Origin of the sequence: Mesorhizobium sp. L103C119B0, assembly GCF_000502235.1 — a bacterium.
In the GTDB taxonomy this organism is placed as follows: domain Bacteria; phylum Pseudomonadota; class Alphaproteobacteria; order Rhizobiales; family Rhizobiaceae; genus Mesorhizobium.
Genome location: NZ_AYXE01000013.1, coordinates 76,357 through 99,133, shown reverse-complemented (window position 1 = coordinate 99,133; position 22,777 = coordinate 76,357). Strand labels below are relative to the sequence as shown.

Here is a 22,777-nt window from a genome sequence, read left to right as displayed (position 1 = left end):
CTGTTTGCGGCCTGGGCCAATTCCCGCTAAGACGCCGCCGTCCTTACCCACATCCAGGGAACCATGCCGATGACGGAGATCACCGCCACCGCCGAAATGCAGGCCGCCCTGCTCTCGCGGGCCCTGCCCTATATGCAGCGCTACGAGCACAAGACGGTGGTGGTGAAATATGGCGGTCATGCCATGGGCGATATCGAGCTCGGCAAGGCTTTCGCCCGTGACATCGCGCTGCTGAAGCAGTCCGGCGTCAACCCGATCGTCGTCCATGGCGGCGGGCCGCAGATCGGCGCCATGCTGGCCAAGATGGGCATCGAATCCAAGTTCGAAAGCGGACTGCGCGTCACGGATCAGAAGACGGTCGAAATCGTCGAGATGGTGCTGGCCGGTTCGATCAACAAGGAGATCGTCGCGCTGATCAACGCCGAGGGCGAATGGGCGATCGGCCTGTGCGGCAAGGACGGCAACATGGTGTTCGCCGAAAAGGCGCGCAAGACCATGATCGACCCGGATTCCAACATCGAGCGTGTGCTCGATCTCGGTTTCGTCGGCGAACCGGTCGAAGTCGACCGCACCCTGCTCGACCTGCTGGCGCGCTCCGAAATGATCCCGGTGCTGGCGCCGGTGGCGCCGGGCCGCGACGGCCACACGTACAACATCAATGCCGACACTTTCGCCGGCGCCATTGCAGGCGCCTGCCAGGCGACGCGCCTTTTGTTCCTGACCGACGTGCCCGGCGTGCTCGACAAGAACAAGAAGCTGATCGACGAGCTGACGGTGGCCGAGGCCAGGGCGCTGATCAAGGACGGCACGGTATCGGGCGGCATGATCCCCAAGGTCGAGACCTGCATCGAGGCGATCGAGCGCGGCGTCGAAGGCGTCGTCATCCTCAACGGCAAGACGCCGCATGCGGTGCTTCTGGAACTGTTCACCGAACACGGCGCCGGCACGCTAATCGTGCCCTGATCGGCAACTGGCTTGGCGGCCAGTTGGTCGGCTGGCCAGCCCTTAGGCAGGCTGGGGCAGGCGCGCGATGACCTTTATCTCGAAGTCGAAGCCGGCTAACCAGTTGACGCCGACCGCCGTCCAATTGGTGTAGGGCGGTTCACCGAACACCTTCAGCCGAACGGCATCGATCACGGGCCATTGCGTTGCCGGATCGGTGTGGAAGGTGGTCACGTCGACTATATCGTCGAACGTGGCGCCCGCTGCTTTCAGCACTGCCGCGAGATTGTCGAAGGCAAGCTGGACCTGCTTTTCGAAGACAGGTTCGGGCGACCCGTCCTCGCGGCTGCCGACCTGGCCCGAGACAAACAAAAGATCGCCCGATCGGATTGCAGCAGAATAGCGATTGATCTCGTAGAGAGCCTGCCTGCCGGCAGGAAAGATCGCGTCACGTTTGGTCATTTTCACTCCATTGTCCGGGGCACTCACATACGTCCCGTATGCATGAGGTGGGTACATACGCCGCGTATGTCAATACGCATACGGTACGTATCTATGAATGGCAGCGAGCCGGTCAGGTGCCGGCCGAGATCGCGACAGCCGCTTCGGCCGGCTTGAGCGGCGGGCGCATGACGACCATGGATTCCTCATCGGCATCCTGCGGCGCGCCCCAGAACTCAGCCAGCGTCGGACCATCCTTGAGGCGGCGGTTGCGGGCCAGAAAACCCCAGACCTCGCGGAACCACACGCGGCGGCCCATTTGCGTGTACCAGCGCATCGAATGGCGCTGTTCGGGATCGGGGTGGAAGAGAATGCGCGCCAGCGCCTTCGGCCGCGACTGCACCGCGACCTCGATCAGCTTCACCGAGAAGAACAGCATCCACGGTTTCAGCCGGGTCATCTGCAGCACCTGGTGCTTGTAGTCCCACAGCCGGGCATCCGTCTGGATCACCTTGCGGTCCCTGGCGATGCGGAAGAACGGCGTCCAGCGGTGCGGCGTGACATAGAGCGCCTGGATCTGGTCGGGGTCGTAGGCAAGCAGCTGGCGAAAGCCGCGCCACAGATCGCGAAAGGTCTCATCCTCGAACCCGGCCACCCAGGTCGCCATGGACAGTATGCCATGCTGGCGGAGCAGCCGGATCGCCTCGCGGTCGGATGAGGTGCTGCCGCCCTTGCGGATCAATTGAAGCGTCTGTTCGTCGGTGTTTTCCATGCCGAGCAGCCAGCGGATGACGCCGGCCTTGCGATGGAGGTGCAGGATGTCGGCATCGCGCACGATGTCGTCGGCCCGGGTCGAGCCGACGATCAGCACCGGCACGTTCTCGGCGATCAGCGCATCGAGAAGGGCGCGCCAAACCTTCTTCGACACGGTCGGGTTTTCGTCGGCGAGGTTGATCAGTTCGACGCCGTGCTGGCGGTACAGCCAGGCAATCTCCTGCGCAAATTTCTTGGGGTCGCGATGCCGCCAGCGGGTCCAGAAACCACGTTGGCCACAATAGTTGCACAGATGCGGGCAGCCCCGCGAAAACTGCATAACCACGGCGCGCTTGCCGCCCCAATAGCTGTAGCGGCGGTGATCGATCAGCTCCCAGCTGACGCGGTACTCGTCCAGATTGGCAGTGGTCCCGGCCGGCCGCGTCGCGAAGGGGCGGCCGAGATCGTCGCGATAGGCGATACCCGCGACATCGCCCAGCGGCCGGCGATTGTCCAGTGCCACGACCAGGGCAAGGATGGTTGCCTCGCCCTCGCCGCGCACGATGAAGTCGAAGACATCGCTCGCCGCCAATATGTCGCGCCAGTGATAGGTCGGGAACACGCCGCCATAGATCACCAGCGTCGCCGGCTCGAGCGCCTTGACCATGCGGGCGATCGCGAGCGCGGTGGGATGCGCCGAGGTCGAGCCGGAGTGGCCGATCAGGATGCAATCGGGCTGGCCGCTGAGCGCATCGCGCACCAGAGTTTCCAACGGCATCGGCCCGAATTCGGCATCGACCAGCCGGACTTTATGGCCGGCGTCGATAAGCGGGCCGCCCAGTGCCAGCAGGCCGAGCGGTGGCAGATGGTCATCGGGCACGCGGCTGCCGATGGCGGTGTGCGGCGGATTGATCAGCACGATGTTCATGACGGACCTTTGAGCGACGGTCCGCATGGCGTAGCCGGCGTTTCAGTTTCGCATTTGGGCTCCGTTCAGCAGTTTGCGTGCAGCTTTTCCGCAGAAATGGCGGTGCGTGTCCTACCGCCTGAGGTGGGCGAGCGGCACGTGGCCCGGGCCCTTGATGTTCTGCAGCACCAGCTGGGTGTGAACGTCGCGCACGCCGGCAAGGCGCATCAGGCGGTGCATGACGAAGGCGTTGAGTTCGTCGACCGACGGCACCATGACGTGCAGCAGGAAATCGTGGTCGCCGGTCATCGTCCAGCATGACGACACTTCGTCCATGCGTTGCACGGCGGCGATGAAGGTTTCGGGCGAACCGTCGCTGTGGCTGGTGAGCCGCACCTGGATGAACACCTCGACCATCAGGCCGACGGCGCGGCGGTTGAGCACGGCGGCAAAGCCCTTGATGATGCCGGCCTCCTGCAGCGCCTCGAAGCGGCGGGCGCAAGGCGTCGTCGACAGGCCGATCTCCTGCGCCAGTTCGGACACGGGCTTGCGTCCATCGCGCTGAAGCACATCCAGCATCTTGATCTCGAAATCGTCGAACTGAGGCATTTTCACTCTCTTTCAGCTTCTGCTTGGTGATTTTTACCTCAAATCATGGACCCAAGCCATCATCAAAGCTGAATTGCCTCGCCGGCCGCCGCTAGACTCTGCGGACAGATTCAAGTGTCACGATCAGGGGAGAAGAACCATGACGACGATGAGCGTTGCCGAATATGCCCGTGATTGCGCGGCGCAAGGCCTGCGTGGCGACTATTCAGTGTGCCGTTCCGATTTCACCGTGGCGCAGGGCTATGATTACAGCGCCGACGAACAGGCGGTGTGGCGCACGCTGTGCGACCGGCAGACCAAGCTGACGCAGAAGCTGGCGCACCATTCCTATCTCGATGGCGTCGCCGCACTCGGCCTGCTCGACAAGATCCCGGATTTCGGCGCGGTCTCAGACAGGCTGCGCAAGCTGACCGGCTGGGAAATCGTCGCCGTGCCTGGCCTCATCCCGGCCGCGCCCTTCTTCGACCATCTCGCCAACCGGCGCTTTCCGGTGACCAACTGGCTGCGCACCAAGGACGAGCTCGACTACATCGTCGAACCCGACATGTTCCACGACTTCTTCGGCCATGTGCCCATCCTGACACAGCCGGTGTTTGCCGACTTCATGCAGATGTATGGCGAAAAGGCCGAGAGCGTGATTGCGCTGGGCGGTGACGAGATGATCACCCGGCTCTACTGGTACACCGCCGAATACGGGCTGATACAGGAGGAGGGCCAGAAGCTGAAAGCTTTCGGCGCCGGGCTGATGTCGTCGTTCACCGAATTGCAGTTCGCCGTCGCGAGCCCGGACGCGCACCACGTGCCCTTCGACCTCGAAACGGTAATGCGCACCGGTTACGAGATCGACAAGTTCCAGCGCGCTTATTTCGTGCTGCCGTCCTTCGACGTGCTGCGCGATGCGTTCCGGACCGCCGATTTCAAGGCGATCGTTGCCCGCCGCAAGGGGCAGCCGACCCTGGATCCAGCGACGGTTTAGCAAATCCTGAAGGGTTTGCGCGGCACCTATCCCCACCCTTAATCCTCCCCACAAGGGGGAGGGAGATCTCGTTGGCGCTGATTTCCGAGGGTTTCGACACCAAGGCATGGTTAGCGCCGGCAGCAATCCTGTCGCGCCGTTCGCTTTTTTGACATCAGACGGTAATGACTTCGTCACACCGTGGATGACTTCGTCACACCGTGATTACTTTGGTCAGATGGTCGCCTAGCCGGCAGGCAAGTGCGGTGATTGTCGTCGTCGGGTTGCATTCGCCCGACGTGCAGAACACCGACGAGCCGCCGACATAGAGATTGTCCATGCCGTGCACCTTGCAGTTGGCGTCGACCACGCTCTTGGTGATATCGGTGCCCATGCGCGTGCCGCCCATGTGGTGGTGGCCGGCCAGTTCCTCATCCGTCGGGTAGTCCTCGCCATTGGTCAGCCAGTCCATGATGCGGACGCGGCCGAGGTCCTTCTCGATCAGCGTCGTTCCGAACAGCTTGAGCCCCTCGAGGATGGTGCGGCGCTCCAACGGCGACTTCTTCCAGTGCAGCTCGATGCGCGGCACGCCGGCACGGTCGACATCGGTCTTCGACAATTCGATATGGTTCGAGGCCAGCGGCGCCTGTTCCCAGGCGACGTAGAGCTGGGCGGCGCAGCGCAGGTTCTGGCTGAGCTGGTAGGCGACCCATTCGGCGGCCTCGGGCGCGGTGCAGGCAAGGTCGGCAATCAGGCTCTTGACGCCGGCATAGGGCGTCTCGATCAGGCGTATGCCGAAATTCATGATCTGCAGCCGCTCCATGGCGGCGAGCGTCGGCGAGAAGAACGCCTCGTTGACGGCATCGACCTCGAACTCGCTGTAATCGGCCAGGATGGCATTGCCGCCCTCGAAGGTCGGGTGCTCCATCCAGTAGCGGCCAAGTGCCGTGGCGTTCGGCACCACGCCGCCATTCGAGCGCTGGTTCGACCATAGAAGCAGCCGCGAATTCTCCAGCCCGCCGGCGCAGACGATGAAATAATCGGCGCTGAAGGCGCCGGCATCCTTGCCGTTCGACCACAGCCTGGCGCCGGTCACTCGTTTGCCGTCCCCGGCAAGTTCGGTGGCATAGGTGTTGAGCACGAGCGCTATGTTCTTGCTCTTGTCGAGCTCGTCGGAGAATTTCTCGCCAAAGCGCACGGCCGGGCTCTTGATCAGCTGCACCCAGCGTATGTCGTCTGAAATCGGCACATCGGGCTTGAAGTCGGGAAGCTCGAGTATGTCGTGCAGCTCGGACAGATAGGGCTCGATGTCGGTCCGGGCGATTGGCCAGCCGGTGTCCGGCGCCCATGCCTTGGGCTCAAAGTCCTGCTTGTCGAGCACGCGGCACCAGCCGGCCCAGTGGTTCGACGACCCGCCCATGAAGCGCAGCCGGGTGATGTCGAGATCGAAATATTGATCGCCGACCGTGGAGCCGCGGTAGAAATCCTGCGACTCGTCGCTGAATTCGCGTGCGCCGGCCTCCAGCACCACGACCGGAATGCCGGCGGCGCCGAGCTTTCTGGCAATGGTGGTGCCGGCCGGCCCGGAGCCGAGAATGCAGACCTTGGGCTTGAAATCCGAGGCTCGAAACGCCTCATAGCTGTCGAAGATCATGCCAGGTCGCTCCGCTTCAGGATCCAGCCATTGACCACGACGATCACGTCGGGATCGGCCGGGGGGCGGTCGCTGTCAGGCTGCTTGCGAAAAAGCTGTAGCGCCGGCATCGCAATCAGCGCCTGCACGATGGTGCGGCGCGATATTTTCCTGATGAAGAAACTCATGACACGTCTCTGGATGGGGGCTTCGATCCACGCATGGCGTTCCCTGAACGGCACAGGTACCGGCCAGACATGCCATTCCCGTGCCAAGCCTTGCCTGTAAACGAGTTACAACCCGGTAAACGGCGCAGTTGCGTGGAAACAATGTTGGCGAACCGTTAACAGCCCCACCACCAACACCTAGGCAGCTTCGGAAATGTCCCGGTCGAGGATCGACAAATTGCGGCCGCGGTGCTTGGCCTCGTAGAGCCGGCGGTCGGCGGCGCGCATCAGGTCCGAGACATCGGCATCTTGCGCACAGGTGATGCCGCCGATCGAGACGGTCAGCGGCACCGTGCGCTCGTCGACCGGACGAAAGCGGACCAGCTCGACTTCACGGCGGATGCGCTCGGCCACGCGCCGGGCTTCGGCTTCCGTAGCGCCGACCAGGAAGGCGCCGAACTCCTCACCGCCAATGCGGCCGAGCACGTCGCCGCTGCGGACGCCGCGCTCGATGGCGCTGGCGATCAACACCAGTGCGTCATCGCCGGTCAGATGGCCGAAACTGTCGTTGATCGCCTTGAAATGGTCGGCGTCGATGATCAGCAGCGCGCCGCGATCGGATTTGCGCCGCGAGCCGTCCAACGCGGCAAAGAAGCTCTCGCGGTTGAGCATGCCGGTCATGTCGTCGCGGCTCGCCTTCGCCGACAGGCGCCGATGCGCGGCGGCGAGCTGGGCATGCGCGCGGGCGAGATCGCGATGCGCGTTTTTCAGTCGGTCGCTCTGCCAGAAGGTGCTGGCGCAGGCGATCCAGGCGAGCGCCAGCGGGCACACCGTCGATGTCAGCCAGACAGTGCGGTCGACCGGAAAACCCATGGCGGGAACGATGATCAGCGTCAGCAAAAGCGAGATGGCTACCGAGCCGAATGCGACCGCGGCGGACTTTAAGACTATGCGACTCATCGCTGGCTCCCACTGAACCGTCTCTGTGCCAGCAAGCCCTGAAGGCCACCTTTCCGTGATGGCTAAAATTTGAATGGTGAGCCCATTTTTACAACTCTAGATGCACATAGGTTGTGGATAAGCTCTACATCAGAAAGGGGTTCGAACGGCAGATATTTCATGCCATAAGGACGCCATGACCACGCTGCCCGATCCCGCCCGCTTCGCCCATGTCACCGACTGGGTGTTCGACCTCGACAACACGCTTTATCCGCACCATTCGAATCTGTTTTCGCAGATCGACGTCAAGATGACGGCCTATGTCGGAGAACTGCTCACGCTGCCGCGCGAGGAAGCGCGCAAGCTGCAGAAGGAACTCTATCTCGAATATGGCACGACGCTGAACGGGCTGATGACGCGTCACGGCATCGACCCCGACGATTTTCTCGAAAAGGTGCATGATATCGACTATTCGTGGCTGGTGCCGGATCCGGTGCTGGGCACCGCTATCCGCCAGCTGCCCGGCCGCAAGTTCATCTTCACCAATGGCGACCGCAGGCACGCCGAGCGCACCGCGCGCCAGCTCGGCATACTCGACCATTTCGACGACATTTTCGATATCGTCGCCGCCGGACTGACGCCGAAGCCGTCGCGGCAGACCTATGAGAAGTTTGCCGAACTGCACGCCGTCACCGGACACAATGCGGTGATGTTCGAGGATCTCGCCCGCAACCTCGAGGTGCCGAAATCACTGGGCATGACCACGGTGCTGGTGGTGCCGCGCAATTTCGAGCCGACCTTTGCCGAAATCTGGGAACGCGATCCGGCCAATGAGGACGACGTCGATTTCGTCACCGACGATCTGGCGACGTTTCTGACGGGGATAGTGGAGGGGGTGGAGGAATTGAGGAGCTGAAGAATAGAACTGGTGAAAGGAAGACCGATCCGGACCTCCTTTTCCTCAATTCTTCAGTTCCTCAATTCCCGGTTCCCCTACTCCCCCAACTTGTAGAAGCGGCTGATGATCCCCCAGGCCTCGTCGGCGGTGTCGACAAAGTCGATGATATCCTGGTCGCCGGGCGTGATGGTGCCTTGTTCGGCCAGGAAATCGAGGTCGATCGCGCGCTGCCAGAACGCCTTGCCGAACAGGATCACCGGCACGCGTTCCATGCGGCCGGTCTGGATCAGCGTCAGCGTCTCGAAGAACTCGTCCATGGTGCCGAAGCCGCCCGGAAACACCGCGACGGCCTTGGCGCGCATCACGAAATGCATTTTGCGGATGGCGAAATAGTGGAAGTTGAAGCACAGCTCCGGGGTCACATAGGCGTTCGGCGCCTGCTCGTGCGGCAGGACGATGTTGAGGCCGATCGACGGCGCGCCGACATCGTCGGCGCCGCGATTTCCCGCCTCCATCACGCCTGGGCCGCCACCGGTGACGACGACGAATTCGCGGTAGTAGGACGTGGCCGATTGCTGTGAGCAGAGGCGGGCGAATTTGCGCGCCTCCTCGTAATATTTGCTGTTTTCCTCGAGGTTTTTCTTCTGCGTCTCGTTCTTGGCGGCCCAGGCCTCGCCGCCGGGCTCGGGAATACGCGCGCCGCCGAACAGGATCACCGTCGAGCGGATGCCGCGCTCGGCCAGGATCATTTCGGGCTTCAAGAGCTCAAGCTGCAAGCGCACAGCGCGCAACTCCCGGCGCGTCATGAAGTCGGGATCGTTCCAGGCCAGCCGGTAGGTTTCGGCGCGAGTCTGCGGCGTGTCGGGCACGCTTTTCGAGCGCTCCAGATCCTCGTCCGAATGCGGCAGCGGCGTCCATCCCGCCTTTTCCATAGGAGTCATATGCTTTCTACCCGTCCCAACAGTTCACTTGCGCCGTCCCATGGCGCACGCGCGATTGACCCCCAATACGCCTTAACATAGGGTCCGCGCGACTTTCAAAACAAGGTTAAGTCCGACGGCCTTAACAGCGTGGTAACGGAGCGAATTCATGTCGAAGCCTGATCTGGCCAGCCTCGAAAAGACGATCGAGAAGGCCTTCGAGGAGCGCGACACGATTTCGACCGCGACCCGGGGCGAAACGCGCGACGCCATCCAGTCCTCACTCGACCTGCTCGACCGTGGCACCGTGCGCGTTGCCGAGCGCCAGGCCGATGGCAAATGGCATGTCAACCAATGGCTGAAGAAGGCGGTGCTGCTCTCGTTCCGGCTCTATCCGATGGAGATCATCAAGGGCGGCCCCGGCCAGGCGGTCTGGTGGGACAAGGTGGCGTCGAAGTTCGACGGCTGGAGCGCGGTCGATTTCGAGAAGGCAGGCTTCCGCGCCGTGCCGTCTTCGATCGTGCGCCGTTCTGCCTATGTCGCGCCGGGCGCGGTGCTGATGCCGTCCTTCGTCAATGTCGGCGCCTATGTCGATAGCGGCACCATGGTCGACACCTGGGCCTCGGTCGGCTCCTGCGCCCAGATCGGCAAGAATGTGCACCTCTCGGGCGGCGTCGGCATCGGCGGGGTGCTGGAGCCGATGCAGGCCGGCCCGACCATCATCGAGGACAATTGCTTCATCGGCGCGCGCTCCGAAGTGGTCGAGGGCTGCATCGTGCGCGAAGGCTCGGTGCTCGGAATGGGTGTGTTCATCGGCCAATCGACCAAGATCGTCGACCGCGCCACCGGCGAAGTGTTTTATGGCGAGGTGCCGCCGAATTCGGTCGTCGTCGCCGGCTCGATGCCGGGCAAGGCCTTTCCGAACAACGAGCCGGGCCCTGGCCTCTACTGCGCCGTCATCGTCAAGCGCGTCGATGCCAAGACCCGGTCGAAAACCTCGATCAACGAACTGCTGCGTGATTGATCCTGTCCGAGCAACCAGAGCGCTCCAGATTGCCCAACACACCACCACTTCCCTGGCTTTTCTTCAGCCTCTCAGGGCGCGTCAGCCCAAGTGCCTACGTGCTCGCCGGGCTGCTGCTGGTGCTTGCACAGTTTTTCCCGCTCTACCAGTTGTCGAGACTGGAACCCGGCACCGCAACCAGCCAGAACTGGGCACTTGTGTTCTGGGTCGTTTTGCTGATCTCGACATGGTCGAGCTTTGCGGTAACCGCAAAGCGGTTTCATGATTTCGGCAAGCCGACTTATTACGCGTTGATCTCTCTTATCATCGGCCCCATTCTTCTCATCGTTCTAGCGTGTTTCCGCGGTGACCCCGGTCCGAACCGCTACGGCAAACGCAGCAACGCGCCGGCTGAACCATGAGCGCCGACCGGATATCTCGCCATGCGCTACCGCACGCTTGATCCGAAACTGATCATCGACACCGCCGAGCGGCTGGAAGAGCGCGTCGCCGAGCGTTTTCCCGATGCCGGCCTGCGCGGCGTCGCCGCCGAACTGGTGTCGCTGTCGCGCGACCTGGCCAAGGCGGCGCAGGCGCTGGAAGCGCCGATCTGGTGGCTGCGCGGCGCCATCGTCGCCGCTGTTGCCGCCGGCGCGCTGATCTTCCTGTTCGTCGGCACCATCCTGCCGCTCATCCATATCTCGCAGGCCGACGATGCGGTGCAGTCGGTGCAAGGCATCGAAGCCACGATCAACATGATGATCCTTGCCGTGCTCGGCCTGCTGGCGCTGATCCGCACCGAGGAGCGCATCAAGCGCAAGCGGGTGTTTCGCCAGCTGCATGGGTTGAGATCGCTGATCCATGTCATCGACATGCACCAGCTGACCAAGGATCCGGCAGCATTGTCCGCCAATTTCAGGCCGACCGCGCATTCGCCGGCTCGCATCACCAATGCCGCCGACCTGGCGCGCTACCTCGACTATTGCTCGGAAATGCTGTCGATCACCGGCAAGATCGCGGCGCTGTTTGCGCAGTCCGTCAATGACGATGTGGTCATCGACGGCGTCAACGACGTCGAGAACCTGGCGTCCAACCTGTCGCGCAAGATCTGGCAGAAGATCACGCTGATCGAGAACCACCCGGCGGCGCAGCCCGTGCCGGCGCCAGGCCCGGCGAGCAAAGCGCCGGCTCCGAGGCGCGCACCAAAGCTGTGACGCGGCGGGCCCACGCGCCTGTTTTGCGGGCCAAGGCCCGAGGCTCGCGGCAAGTAGACTATCCAGTGACGGTTTCCGGCGTCAGCCCGGGTGAGCCGCGCTTTTCCCGCTCGGCCTGCCGCACCAGCGCGGTGACCCGCTTCAGCAGAGGCGCCGGCGTGCCGGCCTTTTCGGCGAGGCTCAGGACGGCCCCCTGCAGGTCACCGATCTCGGTCGGCCGACCACGCTGGAGGTCGTCCCACATCGACGAACGCGCCTGCGGGTCGATGGCGAGCATGCGGCGGGCGACCAGCCGGAACAGCCAGTCCGGCAGCCGGAGCAGTTTCGGCAGCAGGACGGGATGCAAGCCGCCGATTCGCGCCGGCGCGATATGTAACGCCTTCATCGCCGCCAGGGCCTCGTCGATCTGACCGGCCAGGATCCGCCGCCAGCGGCGGTCGGCAAGTTCGCTCGCCAGCGGCAGGCCGGACAAGGCGACAAGCGCGTTGTTGAGGTTGATCAGCAGCTTGCCCCACTGAACGGCTTTCATGTCGGGATGGGTTTCCACGCCAAGCCCTTCGACACCGAGAAGGCCGGCAAGGCCGGTCACGCCATCTTCGATCATGACCTTGCCGTCGCTGGCGCGATGCACGTGAAGCGGCAAATTGCCTATGGCCGACTGGACGACATTGAACGGCACCATGCCGGCGAGCACAGTCCGTCCACCGAGCCCGGCGCGTAACCGGTCGGCATTGCCGACGCCGTTCTGCAGGCTGACCACCACGACATCGCCGCGCGCATGTCCGGCAACAAGCGACGCCATCTCCTCGGTAGCGCCGTTCTTGACCGTCACCAGCACCACGTCGGCGCTGGCGAGGGCAGCGGCGGGATCGGTGGTGACGGACTCCGGCCGCATGGATCGGTCGCGACCATCGAGATCGGTGATGCGCAGGCCACCGTCCAGCAAGGCCGTCGCTATGCCTGGCCGCGCCAAAAACAACACCTTGCGTCCGGCCAGCGCCAGGCAACCGCCGACATAGCAGCCGATGCTGCCGGCGCCGGCAATGACGATGGTCTTTTCGGCGTTGGCCATGCGATTATCTCGTGTTGGCCTGCACTATACGACATGAAAACCATAATGTCGGCGGCAGGACCGGTCATCATCTCTGGCCGTGACAGGCCTTTCGCTTTCGACTATCGCTTTGCCCATGAAACTGCCGACCGATCCCGCCGCCAACCTCGCGACCCTCATACGCTGCGCCTCCGTAACGCCCGCCGAGGGCGGCGCGCTGGCTGCCCTGGAAGGCATGCTGAAGCCGCTCGGCTTTTTCGTCGAACGCCCGGTGTTTTCCGAAGACGGCACCCCCGACATCGAGAACCTCTACGCGCGCCGCTCCGGCAATGGGCCGCATCTGATGTTTGCCGGCCATACCGACGTGGTGCCGGCGGGCGACGAGGCGTCGTGGACGCATCCGCCCTTTGCCGCCGAGATCGCCAGGGGCGAAATGTACGGCCGCGGCGCCGTCGACATGAAGGGCGGCATCGCCTGTTTCATCGCCGCCGTGGCGCGCCATGTCGAGAAAAAGGGTGGTCCGAAAGGCTCGGTCTCGCTGCTGATCACCGGCGACGAGGAGGGGCCGGCGATCAACGGGACGACAAAACTGCTCGACTGGGCGGCGGCCAGGGGCGAGAAATGGGACGCCGCGATCGTCGGCGAGCCCACCAATCCGGACACGCTCGGCGACATGATCAAGATCGGCCGGCGTGGCTCGATGTCGGGCAGTGTCACGGTCAACGGCCGCCAGGGCCATGTCGCCTATCCATTGCTCGCCGACAATCCGGTGCGCGGCCTGATCAGCCTGGTCGACGCCTTGCTGTCGCCCGTCTTCGACAAGGGCACGAAGGATTTTCAGCCGACCAATCTGGAAGTGACCTCGATCGATGTCGGCAACCCGGCGACCAATGTTATTCCGGCCAAGGCGACAGCCACCTTCAACATCCGCTTCAACGACACATGGACTGCCGAGACGGTGCAGGCCGAGATCCATAACCGCCTCGACCAGGCGGCGAAGCGCAAGAAATACCGGACCGGCAAGACGCCGGTCGACTACGAGCTGATCTGGCGCGACCGGCCGAGCCATGTCTTCCTGACGCGCGACGACAAGCTGATCGAGACGCTGCGCGGCTCGATCAAGGCGACGGTCGGCAAGGAGCCGGCGCTGTCCACCTCGGGCGGAACCTCGGATGCGCGTTTCATCAAGGACTATTGCCCGGTGGTCGAGTTCGGCCTCGTCGGCAAGACCATGCACATGGTCGACGAGCGCGTCGCACTGGCCGACCTCGAGACGCTGACCCAAATCTACCAGCGCTTCATCGATGACTGGTTCGAGCAGGGCTGATCATGCTTTCGGTTGACGAGACCTCTTCATCGCTTAACGGCGCCTGGCGGCTGATGCTCGGAAAGGCCGACGGCTTGCGGCTGCTCGACCTTTCGGCGGACGGCTTCTGGAATTCCTTCTTCGCCATCGTCGTCGCCGCGCCGGCGATGATCGTCGGCTGGGTCGGCACGGCCAACGAGATCGGCGATCCCAATGCGTTCGCAGGTCGGCTGGGCATGTTGGTTCGCCTGGCGACCGTCGACCTCGGCTCGTGGCTGCTGCCCCTGGTTGTGCTTGCCCTGGTCGCATCGCGCGCCGGCATCGGCGACCGCTTCGTCCACTATGTCGTCGCCAGCAACTGGGCGTCAGCGATCACCGCCTGGATGCTGCTGCCTTCAGCGCTGATCAGGCTTTTCCTGCCGTCCGGCAACCCGGTTGCCGAATTGGTGTGGCTGGTTCTGGTGGTGCTGTCGCTGGTACTCACCTGGCGGATGACCAACGCCGCGATCGGCAAGGGCGCGGCTGTCGGCAGTGCCGTGTTCGCAGGCATGTTGGTGGTGTCTCTGGCCGTCTTGTTCGGCCTGGTGGCGCTGCTCGGCATCACTGTGCCGACCGCCGCTCCGGCCTAGAACTTTTCCGGATAGTCTACACCGACGAGAAAAAGCCCGTCGGGCGGCGCCACCTGGCCGCAGGCGGCGCGGTCTTGCGCCGCGAGCGCGGCCTTGAGGTCGGCGGCGGTCCAGCCGCCGTCGCCGACGCGTTTCAGCGAACCGACCATGGAGCGCACCTGGTTGTGCAGGAAAGAGCGCGCCGAGGCCCTGACTTCGATCAGGTCGCCCTGGCGGCTTACATCGAGCCGCTCCAGCGTCCGCACCGGACTGTTGGCCTGGCATTGCGTCGAGCGGAAGGTGGTAAAGTCATGTCGGCCGAGCAGGACTTTCGCCGCTTCGTGCATGGCGTCCGCATCGAGCCGCTTCGGCACCCACCAGACCTTGCCCTTTTCCATCGCTGCAGGCGCGCGCCGGTTGAGGATGCGGTAGAGATAGTGGCGTCCGGTGGCCGAGAAACGGGCGTCGAACTCATTGGGGACAACCGTGGCCTGCAGGATGGCGATGCGCGCGCCTGCCGCCTGCAGGTGCGCGTTGACGGCGTCGCGCACCTTGTCGTTTGGCCATGCCTTGGCGAGGTCGACATGCGCCACCTGGGCGGTCGCATGCACGCCGGCGTCGGTGCGGCCGGCGGCGCGTATCCGCACCGCCTCACCGCAGAATTTCTCGATCGCCTGCTCTATCGCCTGCTGCACCGAAGGCTGATCCGCCTGGTGTTGCCAGCCGGCGAAGAGGCTGCCGTCATATTCGATATCGAGACGAAAACGCGGCATACACCCTTCGTTCAGGCGGCGAGTGCGGTAAAGGCCTGGGCGTAGACCAGTTTGCCTTTTTCGGGTGCGTCACCCCAGGCCAGCGCCTGCAGCGCTTCGCCCTGATATTCGCTCTCGAACATTTCGGCGCGCGCATGATTGTAGCCGAAGCGGCCGTAATAGGCCGGATCGCCCAACACAACGGCGAGCGTCTCGCCGCCATCCCTGAGGCGGATATGCGCCTCGCGGATCAGCGCACCGCCAATGCCCGAGCCGTGGAACGAAGGTTCCACCGCCAACGGCGCCAGCGCCACGGCTGCAAACTGCTTGCCGCCGTTCTGGACGAACAGCCTGGAAAACAGGATGTGGCCGACCACCTGGCCGTCTTCTTCCGCCACCAGTTCGACAACGGCGTCGCCGCCGGTGACCAGAGCGTCGACCAGCCCGGCCTCCGCCTGCTGGCCGAATGCGTGTTCCTCGACCAGGCGTATGGCCTCGCGGTCCCGCGGCGTCGCGCCGCGTATCGACATCATGCTCATGAGAACTTCATTCCCTTTTCGATCTTGGCCCCGCGCAGAAACTCCTGCGCGGCAGCGGGCTTTCCGCCCGCCCGTTGAACTTCGACCAGCCTGACCGCGCCCGACCCGCAGGCGACCGTCAGCCGGTCATCGAGAATTCCTCCCGACTCGCCCATGCTTTCAGAAAGCGTACCTTCAGAAAGGGTCGAGCGAAGCAGTTTCAGCCGTTCCGTGCGGCCGCCGATGTCGGCCTCGCACCAGGCGCCCGGGAATGGCGACAGGCCGCGAATGTGATTGTGGACCTCCGCAGCCGGGCGCGTCCAGTCCACACGTGTCTCCGACTTATCGATTTTCCTGGCGTAGGTCACCCTGTCAGCCGCCTGCAAAGTCGATGCCAGGGTATTTGTCTCCAATCGGGACAGCGCTTCCACCATCAGCGTGGCAGCAATATTCATCAAGCGGTCGTGCAGATCGCCGGCGGTCATGTCGGGCTCTATGGCGCATTTTTCAACCAGTGCCACCGGACCGGTGTCCAGGCCCTCTTCCATGCGCATCACCATCATGCCGGTTTCGACGTCGCCGGCCATAATGGCGCGCTGGATGGGAGCTGCACCACGCCAACGCGGCAAAAGCGAGGCGTGGCCGTTGAGGCAGCCGAGGCGCGGAGCCTCCAAAATACCCTTCGGCAACAGCAAACCATACGCGACGACGACCGCGACATCGGCACGCAACGCATGGAAAGCAGCTTGCTCGGCCTCGCCCTTCAGCGACAGCGGCGTGCGCACTTCGATGCCCAGCCGCTCAGCCTCGCGCTGCACCGGCGACGGTGTCAGCTCCAGCCCGCGGCGGCCCGCGGCGCGCGGCGGCTGGGTGTAGACGGCTGCTATCTCGTGCCCGGCCTCGGCAATCGCGCGCAGCACCGGCACCGAAAACTCCGGCGTGCCCATGAAGATGACGCGAAGCGGCATTTTTCGTCCAGTATCCTGTTCTGCGCGCGGCAGTCCGCTCAAGCGTCTGCTTCAAACGGGTTTACGATCTTGAGGTCAAGCTCTTCGAAGTCCTTAATATTGCGCGTCGCCAGCATAGCGTCGTGCGACAGGCAGATGGCAGCGATCATGGCATCGGAAAGGCTGATCGGCCGGCCGATAGTTTCCCGCATTGCCCGGAGCTTGCCCGCCAGACGGGGAATGGGACCGGCAAATTCGACGACACGTCCCGAAAACTGCTTCGAAACCAGGTGGTCAAGTGCACGGACGTGGCGGTCCGAGCCGGTCTTGTTGAGAAACCTTTCGGCTCCAAAGGACTGCTCCATGACAACAGGACCGCAGAGATAGAGGTCGAGCAGGTCCTGTCTGCGAAACCACTTAGCGACGTTTGGATCGGGCGCGGGCCGGCTCGCTTCCGAGACGACATTGGTATCGAGGATTATCACTCGAAATTCTCAATGGTGCGGCCAAAGTCGCGTTTCCGTTCCGCTTCGATCTCATCCATCATCTGCGCAAATTCGTCGCTGATTGCATTTTCCGAGGCGAAGGCAGCGCGAATCGCATCCCAAGCCGTGAGTCCAGGCTCGGCCTTGCCTTCTTTTTCCGCAACCATGCCTTTTCGCAATAAATCGATCGCCTTGATCGAGAGGCTTTGGCCGCCCTTGCGTGCCGCATGCTCGATTTCACGCTTCAACGGCTCGGGAATATCTCTGATCAACATATCGCCCATCTGAGTCTCCAGTCTGATATCAATGATATCACGCTAGGAAGCGTCTCTCAATAGGGGCGGGTCGAGACGGGATTTTGTGCGAGTCGCCGAAAGCAGGGCCTATCCCACCAGCTTGCCCGGCGCCTTGTCCTTGGCGAGCTTCTTGAACTTCTTGACCACCATGTCGCGCTTCAGCTTCGAGATGTGGTCGATGAACAGCACACCGTTGAGATGGTCGATCTCGTGCTGCAGGCAAGTCGCCATCAGGCCTTCGGCCTCGATCTCCTGCAGCTTGCCGTCGCGGTCGAGATATTTCACGCGCACCGAGGCGGGACGCTCGACCTCGGCGTAATAGTCCGGGATCGACAGGCAGCCTTCCTCGTAGACCGAGCGGGCGTCGGCGCTTTCGAGGATTTCGGGATTGATGAAGACATGCGGCGCCGGCGGCTCGTCTTCTTTGGCGAGGTCGATGACCAGCATGCGCAGCGGCTCGCCGATCTGGATTGCGGCCAAACCGATGCCCGGCGCATCATACATCGTCGCCAGCATGTCGTCGGCCAGTTTGCGCAAAGGCGCGTCGACGCGTTCGACTGGTTTGGAAACCTGGCGCAGGATGGGATCGGGAAGGATGATGAGCGGCTTGATCGACATGGCGCCTCACCTAAAACGTCGCAGGAGAAGCGTCAACCGGTGCGAATCGGTCTCGTTCACGTTTTGATCTGTGCCAGGTCTGCGAATCGGCTATGCTGGCGGGATGAACGACCTGAGCACCATCCTTTCCGAACCCGTTGCCCGGCTTGGCGCCACGACGATCACGCTCGGCCATGCACTGGCCCTCGGCGCGCTGGTGTTTCTCGGCCTGTTCCTGGCGCTTGTCGTGGCGCTGTGGCGATCGGCCAAGGCGCGCACCATCGCCGCGGCGGAAGCCGCCGACCACGCCCGCGACGCCGAGGCGCGGATGGCCGGCATTTTGCAAAGCCAGGCCGAGATGCAGGGCCGCATGGGCGCCATCGCCGACGTGTTCGGCGCAAGGCAGGCCGAACTCAACCAGTCGATCGGCCAGCGCCTCGACGCCATGACCGGCAGGCTCGGTCAAACCATGACCGAACAGACCAAATCGACGCATGAGAGCCTCGCCAAACTGCAGGAACGGCTGGCGGTCATCGACACCGCGCAAGGCAACATTCAGTCGCTGGCCGGCCAGGTCGTGCAATTGCAGGCGATCCTGTGCAACAAGCAGACGCGCGGCGCCTTCGGCCAGTCGCGCATGGAGGCGATCGTCGCCGACGGCCTTCCGATGGGCGCCTACGAGTTCCAGGCAACGCTGTCAAACGGCAGCCGTCCCGACTGCCTGGTCAGGATGCCGAACGGTGCGCCGCAGCTTGCCATCGACGCCAAGTTTCCGCTGGAAGCCTGGAACGCCATCCGCGCCGCCGATGGCGCCGAACACCAGAAGATCGCGGCCCAGGCTTTCCGCCGCGACATCGAAATTCACGTCCGCGATATCTCGGAAAAATACCTGATCCAGGGCGAGACGCAGGACACCGCCTTCATGTTCGTGCCGTCCGAATCGGTGTTCGCCGAAATCCACGAGAATTTCGACGCCGTGGTCCAGAAGGCGCACCGGGCGCGTGTCATCATCGTCTCACCGTCGCTTTTGATGCTGTCGATCCAGGTCATCCAGGCCATCCTCAAGGACGCCCGCATGCGCGAACAGGCGCATCTGATCCAGGGCGAGGTGATCCGGCTGATGGAGGACGTCGCGCGCGTCGACGAACGCGTGCGCCGGTTGCAGACGCATTTTGGCCAGTCGGCCAAGGATATCGACGAGATACTGGTGTCGACGTCGAAGGTGACCAAGCGCGGCCAAAAGATCGAAGCGCTGGAGTTTGGCGAAAACGAAGCCGAAGTGCGCGGTGGCGGACCCGCCAAGGCCGAAGCCGGGGTGCGGGTGGCGGATTCCAAGACGGGGCAGCTCAGGCTACGTGTCGTCGAAGGCGACGATTAAAGTGCGTCGCGCTGAAACGGATTCATACGACGCGCTTTAAGTCTTTGTTTTGATGAATGTCGTTGTCCCAGAACCGCGGCTCACTTCTGGGCAACATGCATTAGACCGTAGCCACCATCACGTGCGCCTGGATCTTGGCCGCAACCTCGCCGCTGCCGTGTCTGGCTGCAATCACGGACGCGGCGTGATCGGTTGCGGCTTCCAGTTTTCCTCTGGCCTCGATTTCGTTGCGAAGCGGAGTTCCCTGGCAATAGGCAACCGCCGGAAGGCGCGGCGAGGAGGCACGGCTTTGTTCGGCCCTCGTGTCGATCACCACACGGGAGAAACCTGCGGCTTCCAACTCGCCGCGGATCAATGCAGTGTCATTGTAGCCGTGCGGCGTGCGGGCGAGAAAGCGGGGCGGATCGTTCGGAAAAATCTCCGCAAGAGCATTCGTCACATCACTGGCGAATACATTCTCTTCAATGCGATCCCACACGTTGAACAGGAAATGGCCGCCGGTCTTCAGGACCCGCTTTGCTTCGCGATAGCCGGCGGCTCGGTCGGGAAAGAACATCGCGCCGAACTGACAGCAAACGAGATCGAAAGCCGCATCTTCGAACGGCAGCGCCAGAGCATCCGCCTGACGCCATTGTATGCGACTGTCGGGAGCTTGTCGCGAGGCCGCGTAGTCGAGCATAGGCTGGTTGAGGTCGGTCACGATATAGCTTGCGCCGGGAGACAGTTTTGGAGCCAATGCGCGGGTAACAACGCCGGTGCCGGCGGCGACTTCCAGGACGGCGCCGGGCGACAAGGACGCTGCCCGTCGTGCCAAATCCGCGGCGAACGGCTCGAAGATCAGCGGCACCATGTAGCGGTCGTAGTTTTCCGGAATCGAGCCGGCAAACACTTTGTCCGTTTCCGACATTGCTATCCCCCGCCATCCGTTTGATGGGTAGCCTAGCACATTATTGGCTGGTTTGGGCCGCGTTTAACCGGGAGGCAGGTGCTACTGCGCCTCTACGATGCTTACGCCCTCGAATTCCGGAAGCCAGTGCAGGGCCGATCGGTGCCATTTCTGTTGGGTCGGAACGAGATCCTCGCGTTGCCGCGCGGTCCCCGCCCTGATCCCATAGACCTTCGGCCCGTCGCCAACCGACGTTGCGTAAAGATGCGAACCGCAGTCGCCGCAGAACGCCTGGGCACGCTTGGCGCCGCTCGATCCCGTCTTGATATAAACCTTCGGTGTGCCCTTTGTGATCCTATAATGATCCTCAGGCGCGGGAACAGTGACACGAAAGGCGGTACCGGTCAGTTGCTGGCAGTCGGTGCAATGACAGATAGAGGTCTTTTCCGGGTCGACGTCTGCTTCATAAGTTATGGCGCCGCAATGGCACCCACCATCGATTTTCATCGTTGATTCTCCGAAATCCGTCGGGTGATCTTAGCGGGACCAGGCGATGGCGCCAACGGTGGACTGCTGGTCCAGAACTAGTCCGACGCCGCCTCGACCTGCTTGCGCCGGTGCTCCCAGGTTCCGGTCGTCTGCGGCTTGACGAACAGTCTGGTGATCTCCGGCATTTCTTTTTTCAAGAGCGCCTCGATGCGCTCGACACAGGCTTCGATCTCAGGCGCCGTCAGATGGTCCTCGAATTCGATGCTCAGCCCAGCGACGATCTGTTGCGGGCCGAGATGGACGGTGAGAACGCCGTTGGCCCGCTGCACTGCCGGATCCTGCTGGGCGATGGTCAGCACCTTGGCCTGCACTTCCGGCGAGGCCGGCTCACCGATGAGCAATCCCTTGCTTTCGCGCGCCAGAAAGATGGCGGTGGCGCCGAGGATCATCGCGATGCCGATCGAGGCGACGCCGTCGAGTTCGGGCATGTCGAGGAGTTCGGCCGCCAATATGCCGGCGAAGGCGACGAACAGACCGAGCAGGGCGGCGCTGTCCTCGAACAGGATCGTGTAGACGCTCGGATCCTTGCTCGATTGCACAGCCTGCAGCCAACCTTGCTTGCCCTTCTGCTGGCGGAACTCCTTCAGCGCCACGTACCAGGAGCTGCCCTCGAACAGCATTGAGAGGCCCAGCACAATGTAGTTGATTTTGGGATTGGCGACCGGCTCAGGCGCCATGATGTGGACGACGCCTTCATAGAAGGACACGCCGGCGCCGAGCGCAAAGACGAGCAGGGCGACAATGAAGCTCCAGAAATAAAGCTCGCGGCCATGGCCGAGCGGATGCGTGCGGTCCGGCGGACGGGCGGCGCGGTGCATGCCGTAGAGCAGCAGCCCGCCATTGCCGGTATCCACCAGCGAGTGCACGCCTTCCGACAGCATCGCCGAGCTGCCGGTGAAGAAGGCGGCGACGAATTTGGTCACAGCAATAGCGAGATTACCGGCGAGCGCCGCGTAGATGACCGTCTTCGACCCGCCATGTGCTGCCATGCTGTCCCTCCAAGGAACCTGATGTAACGCCCCTGAGCTCCACAGGCATCACAACGCACGAATCGCCCGGTCGTTCAGGGTCTTGTAGGCCAGCTTGCGGAAAGACGCCCCTATTCGATGATCTCGTCCGTCCACACCTTGAAACCAGCCAGCGTGCCCGGTCCGAAGATGTGGGTCAGAGGCACGTCGGCGGCGTCGCGACCCGACGCGATCAGGATGCGGCCGATGCGTGGCGAATTGTTCCGCGGATCGAAGACATGCCAGCGGCCACCGAGATAGACCTCCATCCAGGCTGCGAAATCCATGCTCGCCCAAGGTTTGGGCAGGCCGATGTCGCTGATGTAGCCGGTGCAGTAGCGGGTCGGGATATTGAGCGCACGGCAGAAGGTGACCGCAAGGTGGGCAAAGTCGCGGCAGACGCCGCTTTGCTCGCGATAGGCTTCCGCGGCGGTGCGGGTCGGCCGCGCATTGCCGTAGCTGAAGACGATGTGGTTGTGGACGAAGTCGCAGACCGCCTGGACGCGCGCAATGCCAAGCGGCGTATGCCCGAACAGCCGCCAGGCTTCGCTGGCCAGCAGATCGCTCTCGCAAAAGCGGCTCGGCAACAGGAAGAGCAATGTGTCCGACGGCAGATCGCGCACCTCGTGCTGCCAGGCCATCAGGTCGCCCATCTCGAACGTGCCGGGGTCGCGGATTACCGAATCGGTGCCGAAGGTGAAGCGCCCGGGCGGGGCGACGAAACGGTTGCACCAATTGCCGAAACTGTCGCGGTAGCTCTGGATCGGCACCGGCGGGTTGGAGGTCAGGAAATCCGGGCGCTCGAGATCGGAGGCCCTGGAGTAGTGGACATTGAGCATCGCGATCAGCGGCGTTTCCTGCGGAAAATCGAAACTCATCTCGCTGCCGATGCGGATTCGCATTGTCGTCCTGACCGCACTGCCTGATCATCGCCGGGCGAAGGCATGGCCGATGCTGCAGTGCGAAGGCAACCATGGCACGGACCGCAATGGTTTACGAGCAAATTAGAAACCGGT

At 63.1% G+C, this 22,777-nt stretch carries 27 protein-coding genes; 9 read left to right on the top strand and 18 right to left on the bottom strand.

From position 1 onward, the window contains the following. The first annotated feature begins 69 nt into the window (after window positions 1–69). Window positions 70–963 carry an acetylglutamate kinase gene (gene argB, locus X728_RS145740; RefSeq protein ID WP_023832251.1) on the top strand — a complete coding sequence of 298 codons (894 nt, stop codon included), beginning with the start codon at window positions 70–72 and terminating at the stop codon, window positions 961–963. Window positions 964–1,005: 42 nt separating this feature from the next. Here argB and X728_RS145745 read toward each other — a convergent pair whose 3' ends face one another. From X728_RS145745 to X728_RS145755, 3 genes are all read right to left on the bottom strand, one after another. Then, entirely contained in the window at window positions 1,006–1,404 is a 399-nt protein-coding gene (locus tag X728_RS145745) for a RidA family protein (protein WP_023687463.1), read from the bottom strand. 112 nt (window positions 1,405–1,516) lie between these two features. Next, window positions 1,517–3,064, bottom strand: a complete 1,548-nt coding sequence (bchE, locus tag X728_RS145750) for a magnesium-protoporphyrin IX monomethyl ester anaerobic oxidative cyclase (RefSeq protein ID WP_023832250.1) — start codon at window positions 3,062–3,064, stop codon at window positions 1,517–1,519. Window positions 3,065–3,175: 111 nt separating this feature from the next. Then, complete coding sequence (locus tag X728_RS145755) at window positions 3,176–3,652, bottom strand: Lrp/AsnC family transcriptional regulator (protein WP_023687465.1); 477 nt, start codon at window positions 3,650–3,652, stop codon at window positions 3,176–3,178. 139 nt (window positions 3,653–3,791) lie between these two features. Between X728_RS145755 and phhA the strand changes: the two genes are divergently transcribed. After that, window positions 3,792–4,628 (top strand): phenylalanine 4-monooxygenase, encoded by an 837-nt coding sequence (phhA, locus tag X728_RS145760; protein ID WP_023687466.1) that lies wholly within the window; start codon window positions 3,792–3,794, stop codon window positions 4,626–4,628. Window positions 4,629–4,821: 193 nt separating this feature from the next. On the opposite strand, the gene X728_RS145765 is transcribed toward phhA, so the two are convergent. The 3 genes from X728_RS145765 to X728_RS145770 form a co-directional block, all read right to left on the bottom strand. After that, window positions 4,822–6,261, bottom strand: coding sequence for a GMC family oxidoreductase (locus X728_RS145765; protein WP_023832249.1), 1,440 nt, complete (start codon window positions 6,259–6,261; stop codon window positions 4,822–4,824). Then, entirely contained in the window at window positions 6,258–6,428 is a 171-nt protein-coding gene (locus tag X728_RS1000000171080; RefSeq protein ID WP_023805802.1) for a hypothetical protein, read from the bottom strand. Before X728_RS1000000171080 ends, X728_RS145765 begins: the two co-directional genes overlap by 4 nt. Window positions 6,429–6,605: 177 nt before the next feature. After that, complete coding sequence (locus X728_RS145770) at window positions 6,606–7,367, bottom strand: GGDEF domain-containing protein (protein ID WP_023681345.1); 762 nt, start codon at window positions 7,365–7,367, stop codon at window positions 6,606–6,608. A 175-nt stretch (window positions 7,368–7,542) separates the two neighbouring features. On the opposite strand from X728_RS145770, the gene X728_RS145775 reads away from it, so the two are divergent. Beyond that, window positions 7,543–8,262 (top strand): pyrimidine 5'-nucleotidase, encoded by a 720-nt coding sequence (locus tag X728_RS145775; protein ID WP_023687469.1) that lies wholly within the window; start codon window positions 7,543–7,545, stop codon window positions 8,260–8,262. A 77-nt stretch (window positions 8,263–8,339) separates the two neighbouring features. On the opposite strand, the gene X728_RS145780 is transcribed toward X728_RS145775, so the two are convergent. Next, window positions 8,340–9,185, bottom strand: coding sequence for an LOG family protein (locus tag X728_RS145780; RefSeq protein WP_023681343.1), 846 nt, complete (start codon window positions 9,183–9,185; stop codon window positions 8,340–8,342). 148 nt (window positions 9,186–9,333) lie between these two features. On the opposite strand from X728_RS145780, the gene dapD reads away from it, so the two are divergent. Genes dapD through X728_RS145795 form a run of 3 tightly spaced genes read left to right on the top strand, consistent with a single transcriptional unit; the run spans window position 9,334 to window position 11,381 of the window. After that, window positions 9,334–10,188, top strand: coding sequence for a 2,3,4,5-tetrahydropyridine-2,6-dicarboxylate N-succinyltransferase (gene dapD, locus X728_RS145785; RefSeq protein WP_023673222.1), 855 nt, complete (start codon window positions 9,334–9,336; stop codon window positions 10,186–10,188). Further along, window positions 10,185–10,589 carry a DUF805 domain-containing protein gene (locus X728_RS145790; RefSeq protein ID WP_081725464.1) on the top strand — a complete coding sequence of 135 codons (405 nt, stop codon included), beginning with the start codon at window positions 10,185–10,187 and terminating at the stop codon, window positions 10,587–10,589. The genes dapD and X728_RS145790 overlap by 4 nt, the downstream gene beginning before the upstream one ends. A 21-nt stretch (window positions 10,590–10,610) precedes the next feature. After that, a complete protein-coding gene (locus X728_RS145795) occupies window positions 10,611–11,381 on the top strand; it encodes a hypothetical protein (RefSeq protein WP_023673220.1) in 771 nt (256 codons plus the stop codon). Window positions 11,382–11,439: 58 nt separating this feature from the next. On the opposite strand, the gene X728_RS145800 is transcribed toward X728_RS145795, so the two are convergent. Next, complete coding sequence (locus tag X728_RS145800; RefSeq protein WP_023832248.1) at window positions 11,440–12,453, bottom strand: 2-dehydropantoate 2-reductase; 1,014 nt, start codon at window positions 12,451–12,453, stop codon at window positions 11,440–11,442. A gap of 115 nt (window positions 12,454–12,568) precedes the next feature. On the opposite strand from X728_RS145800, the gene dapE reads away from it, so the two are divergent. Both dapE and X728_RS145810 read left to right on the top strand, forming a co-directional pair. Further along, window positions 12,569–13,759 (top strand): succinyl-diaminopimelate desuccinylase, encoded by a 1,191-nt coding sequence (dapE, locus tag X728_RS145805; protein WP_023832247.1) that lies wholly within the window; start codon window positions 12,569–12,571, stop codon window positions 13,757–13,759. A 2-nt stretch (window positions 13,760–13,761) separates the two neighbouring features. Continuing rightward, window positions 13,762–14,367: a hypothetical protein gene (locus tag X728_RS145810; protein WP_023681339.1), complete on the top strand. Its 606-nt coding sequence runs from the start codon at window positions 13,762–13,764 to the stop codon at window positions 14,365–14,367. On the opposite strand, the gene truA is transcribed toward X728_RS145810, so the two are convergent. The 6 genes from truA to def form a co-directional block, all read right to left on the bottom strand. Further along, on the bottom strand, window positions 14,364–15,119 hold the full coding sequence (gene truA / locus X728_RS145815; RefSeq protein WP_023681338.1) for a tRNA pseudouridine(38-40) synthase TruA: 756 nt from the start codon (window positions 15,117–15,119) through the stop codon (window positions 14,364–14,366). The two genes, X728_RS145810 and truA, sit on opposite strands and share 4 nt — an antisense overlap. An 11-nt stretch (window positions 15,120–15,130) precedes the next feature. After that, complete coding sequence (locus X728_RS145820) at window positions 15,131–15,637, bottom strand: N-acetyltransferase (RefSeq protein WP_023748255.1); 507 nt, start codon at window positions 15,635–15,637, stop codon at window positions 15,131–15,133. Continuing rightward, entirely contained in the window at window positions 15,634–16,584 is a 951-nt protein-coding gene (gene fmt, locus X728_RS145825) for a methionyl-tRNA formyltransferase (RefSeq protein WP_023701972.1), read from the bottom strand. Before fmt ends, X728_RS145820 begins: the two co-directional genes overlap by 4 nt. Before the next feature lie 38 nt (window positions 16,585–16,622). Beyond that, window positions 16,623–17,048 (bottom strand): type II toxin-antitoxin system VapC family toxin, encoded by a 426-nt coding sequence (locus X728_RS145830; RefSeq protein WP_023732763.1) that lies wholly within the window; start codon window positions 17,046–17,048, stop codon window positions 16,623–16,625. Then, complete coding sequence (locus tag X728_RS145835) at window positions 17,045–17,332, bottom strand: hypothetical protein (RefSeq protein WP_023696043.1); 288 nt, start codon at window positions 17,330–17,332, stop codon at window positions 17,045–17,047. The genes X728_RS145830 and X728_RS145835 overlap by 4 nt, the downstream gene beginning before the upstream one ends. Window positions 17,333–17,431: 99 nt before the next feature. Next, the gene (def, locus tag X728_RS145840) at window positions 17,432–17,962 is read right to left on the bottom strand and encodes a peptide deformylase (protein ID WP_023673213.1); all 531 of its coding nucleotides are present in this window, start codon (window positions 17,960–17,962) and stop codon (window positions 17,432–17,434) included. A gap of 103 nt (window positions 17,963–18,065) precedes the next feature. On the opposite strand from def, the gene X728_RS145845 reads away from it, so the two are divergent. Continuing rightward, a complete protein-coding gene (locus X728_RS145845; protein ID WP_023825811.1) occupies window positions 18,066–19,319 on the top strand; it encodes a DNA recombination protein RmuC in 1,254 nt (417 codons plus the stop codon). 100 nt (window positions 19,320–19,419) lie between these two features. Here X728_RS145845 and X728_RS145850 read toward each other — a convergent pair whose 3' ends face one another. The 4 genes from X728_RS145850 to X728_RS145865 form a co-directional block, all read right to left on the bottom strand. Then, window positions 19,420–20,226 (bottom strand): class I SAM-dependent methyltransferase, encoded by an 807-nt coding sequence (locus X728_RS145850; RefSeq protein WP_023832246.1) that lies wholly within the window; start codon window positions 20,224–20,226, stop codon window positions 19,420–19,422. Window positions 20,227–20,307: 81 nt separating this feature from the next. Then, window positions 20,308–20,712, bottom strand: coding sequence for a GFA family protein (locus X728_RS145855; RefSeq protein ID WP_023673210.1), 405 nt, complete (start codon window positions 20,710–20,712; stop codon window positions 20,308–20,310). 77 nt (window positions 20,713–20,789) lie between these two features. Beyond that, window positions 20,790–21,743 carry a cation diffusion facilitator family transporter gene (locus X728_RS145860; RefSeq protein ID WP_023710395.1) on the bottom strand — a complete coding sequence of 318 codons (954 nt, stop codon included), beginning with the start codon at window positions 21,741–21,743 and terminating at the stop codon, window positions 20,790–20,792. 110 nt (window positions 21,744–21,853) lie between these two features. After that, on the bottom strand, window positions 21,854–22,663 hold the full coding sequence (locus X728_RS145865) for a transglutaminase family protein (RefSeq protein ID WP_023687480.1): 810 nt from the start codon (window positions 22,661–22,663) through the stop codon (window positions 21,854–21,856). Window positions 22,664–22,777: the final 114 nt, after the last annotated feature.

Excerpts from the sequence above, each read along its gene's own strand:
- X728_RS145835 (WP_023696043.1), bottom strand. The coding sequence starts at position 17,332 with ATGGGCGATATGTTGATCAGAGATATTCCCGAGCCGTTGAAGCGTGAA.
- X728_RS145850 (WP_023832246.1), bottom strand. The coding sequence starts at position 20,226 with ATGTCGGAAACGGACAAAGTGTTTGCCGGCTCGATTCCGGAAAACTAC.
- X728_RS145810 (WP_023681339.1), top strand. The coding sequence starts at position 13,762 with ATGCTTTCGGTTGACGAGACCTCTTCATCGCTTAACGGCGCCTGGCGG.
- X728_RS145755 (WP_023687465.1), bottom strand. The coding sequence starts at position 3,652 with ATGCCTCAGTTCGACGATTTCGAGATCAAGATGCTGGATGTGCTTCAG.
- fmt (WP_023701972.1), bottom strand. The coding sequence starts at position 16,584 with ATGCCGCTTCGCGTCATCTTCATGGGCACGCCGGAGTTTTCGGTGCCG.
- X728_RS145855 (WP_023673210.1), bottom strand. The coding sequence starts at position 20,712 with ATGAAAATCGATGGTGGGTGCCATTGCGGCGCCATAACTTATGAAGCA.
- X728_RS145765 (WP_023832249.1), bottom strand. The coding sequence starts at position 6,261 with ATGATCTTCGACAGCTATGAGGCGTTTCGAGCCTCGGATTTCAAGCCC.
- dapE (WP_023832247.1), top strand. The coding sequence starts at position 12,569 with ATGAAACTGCCGACCGATCCCGCCGCCAACCTCGCGACCCTCATACGC.
- def (WP_023673213.1), bottom strand. The coding sequence starts at position 17,962 with ATGTCGATCAAGCCGCTCATCATCCTTCCCGATCCCATCCTGCGCCAG.
- bchE (WP_023832250.1), bottom strand. The coding sequence starts at position 3,064 with ATGAACATCGTGCTGATCAATCCGCCGCACACCGCCATCGGCAGCCGC.
- X728_RS145795 (WP_023673220.1), top strand. The coding sequence starts at position 10,611 with ATGCGCTACCGCACGCTTGATCCGAAACTGATCATCGACACCGCCGAG.
- truA (WP_023681338.1), bottom strand. The coding sequence starts at position 15,119 with ATGCCGCGTTTTCGTCTCGATATCGAATATGACGGCAGCCTCTTCGCC.
- X728_RS145845 (WP_023825811.1), top strand. The coding sequence starts at position 18,066 with ATGAACGACCTGAGCACCATCCTTTCCGAACCCGTTGCCCGGCTTGGC.
- X728_RS145775 (WP_023687469.1), top strand. The coding sequence starts at position 7,543 with ATGACCACGCTGCCCGATCCCGCCCGCTTCGCCCATGTCACCGACTGG.
- argB (WP_023832251.1), top strand. The coding sequence starts at position 70 with ATGACGGAGATCACCGCCACCGCCGAAATGCAGGCCGCCCTGCTCTCG.
- X728_RS1000000171080 (WP_023805802.1), bottom strand. The coding sequence starts at position 6,428 with ATGAGTTTCTTCATCAGGAAAATATCGCGCCGCACCATCGTGCAGGCG.
- X728_RS145820 (WP_023748255.1), bottom strand. The coding sequence starts at position 15,637 with ATGAGCATGATGTCGATACGCGGCGCGACGCCGCGGGACCGCGAGGCC.
- X728_RS145860 (WP_023710395.1), bottom strand. The coding sequence starts at position 21,743 with ATGGCAGCACATGGCGGGTCGAAGACGGTCATCTACGCGGCGCTCGCC.
- phhA (WP_023687466.1), top strand. The coding sequence starts at position 3,792 with ATGACGACGATGAGCGTTGCCGAATATGCCCGTGATTGCGCGGCGCAA.
- dapD (WP_023673222.1), top strand. The coding sequence starts at position 9,334 with ATGTCGAAGCCTGATCTGGCCAGCCTCGAAAAGACGATCGAGAAGGCC.
- X728_RS145800 (WP_023832248.1), bottom strand. The coding sequence starts at position 12,453 with ATGGCCAACGCCGAAAAGACCATCGTCATTGCCGGCGCCGGCAGCATC.
- X728_RS145745 (WP_023687463.1), bottom strand. The coding sequence starts at position 1,404 with ATGACCAAACGTGACGCGATCTTTCCTGCCGGCAGGCAGGCTCTCTAC.
- X728_RS145865 (WP_023687480.1), bottom strand. The coding sequence starts at position 22,663 with ATGCGAATCCGCATCGGCAGCGAGATGAGTTTCGATTTTCCGCAGGAA.
- X728_RS145780 (WP_023681343.1), bottom strand. The coding sequence starts at position 9,185 with ATGACTCCTATGGAAAAGGCGGGATGGACGCCGCTGCCGCATTCGGAC.
- X728_RS145770 (WP_023681345.1), bottom strand. The coding sequence starts at position 7,367 with ATGAGTCGCATAGTCTTAAAGTCCGCCGCGGTCGCATTCGGCTCGGTA.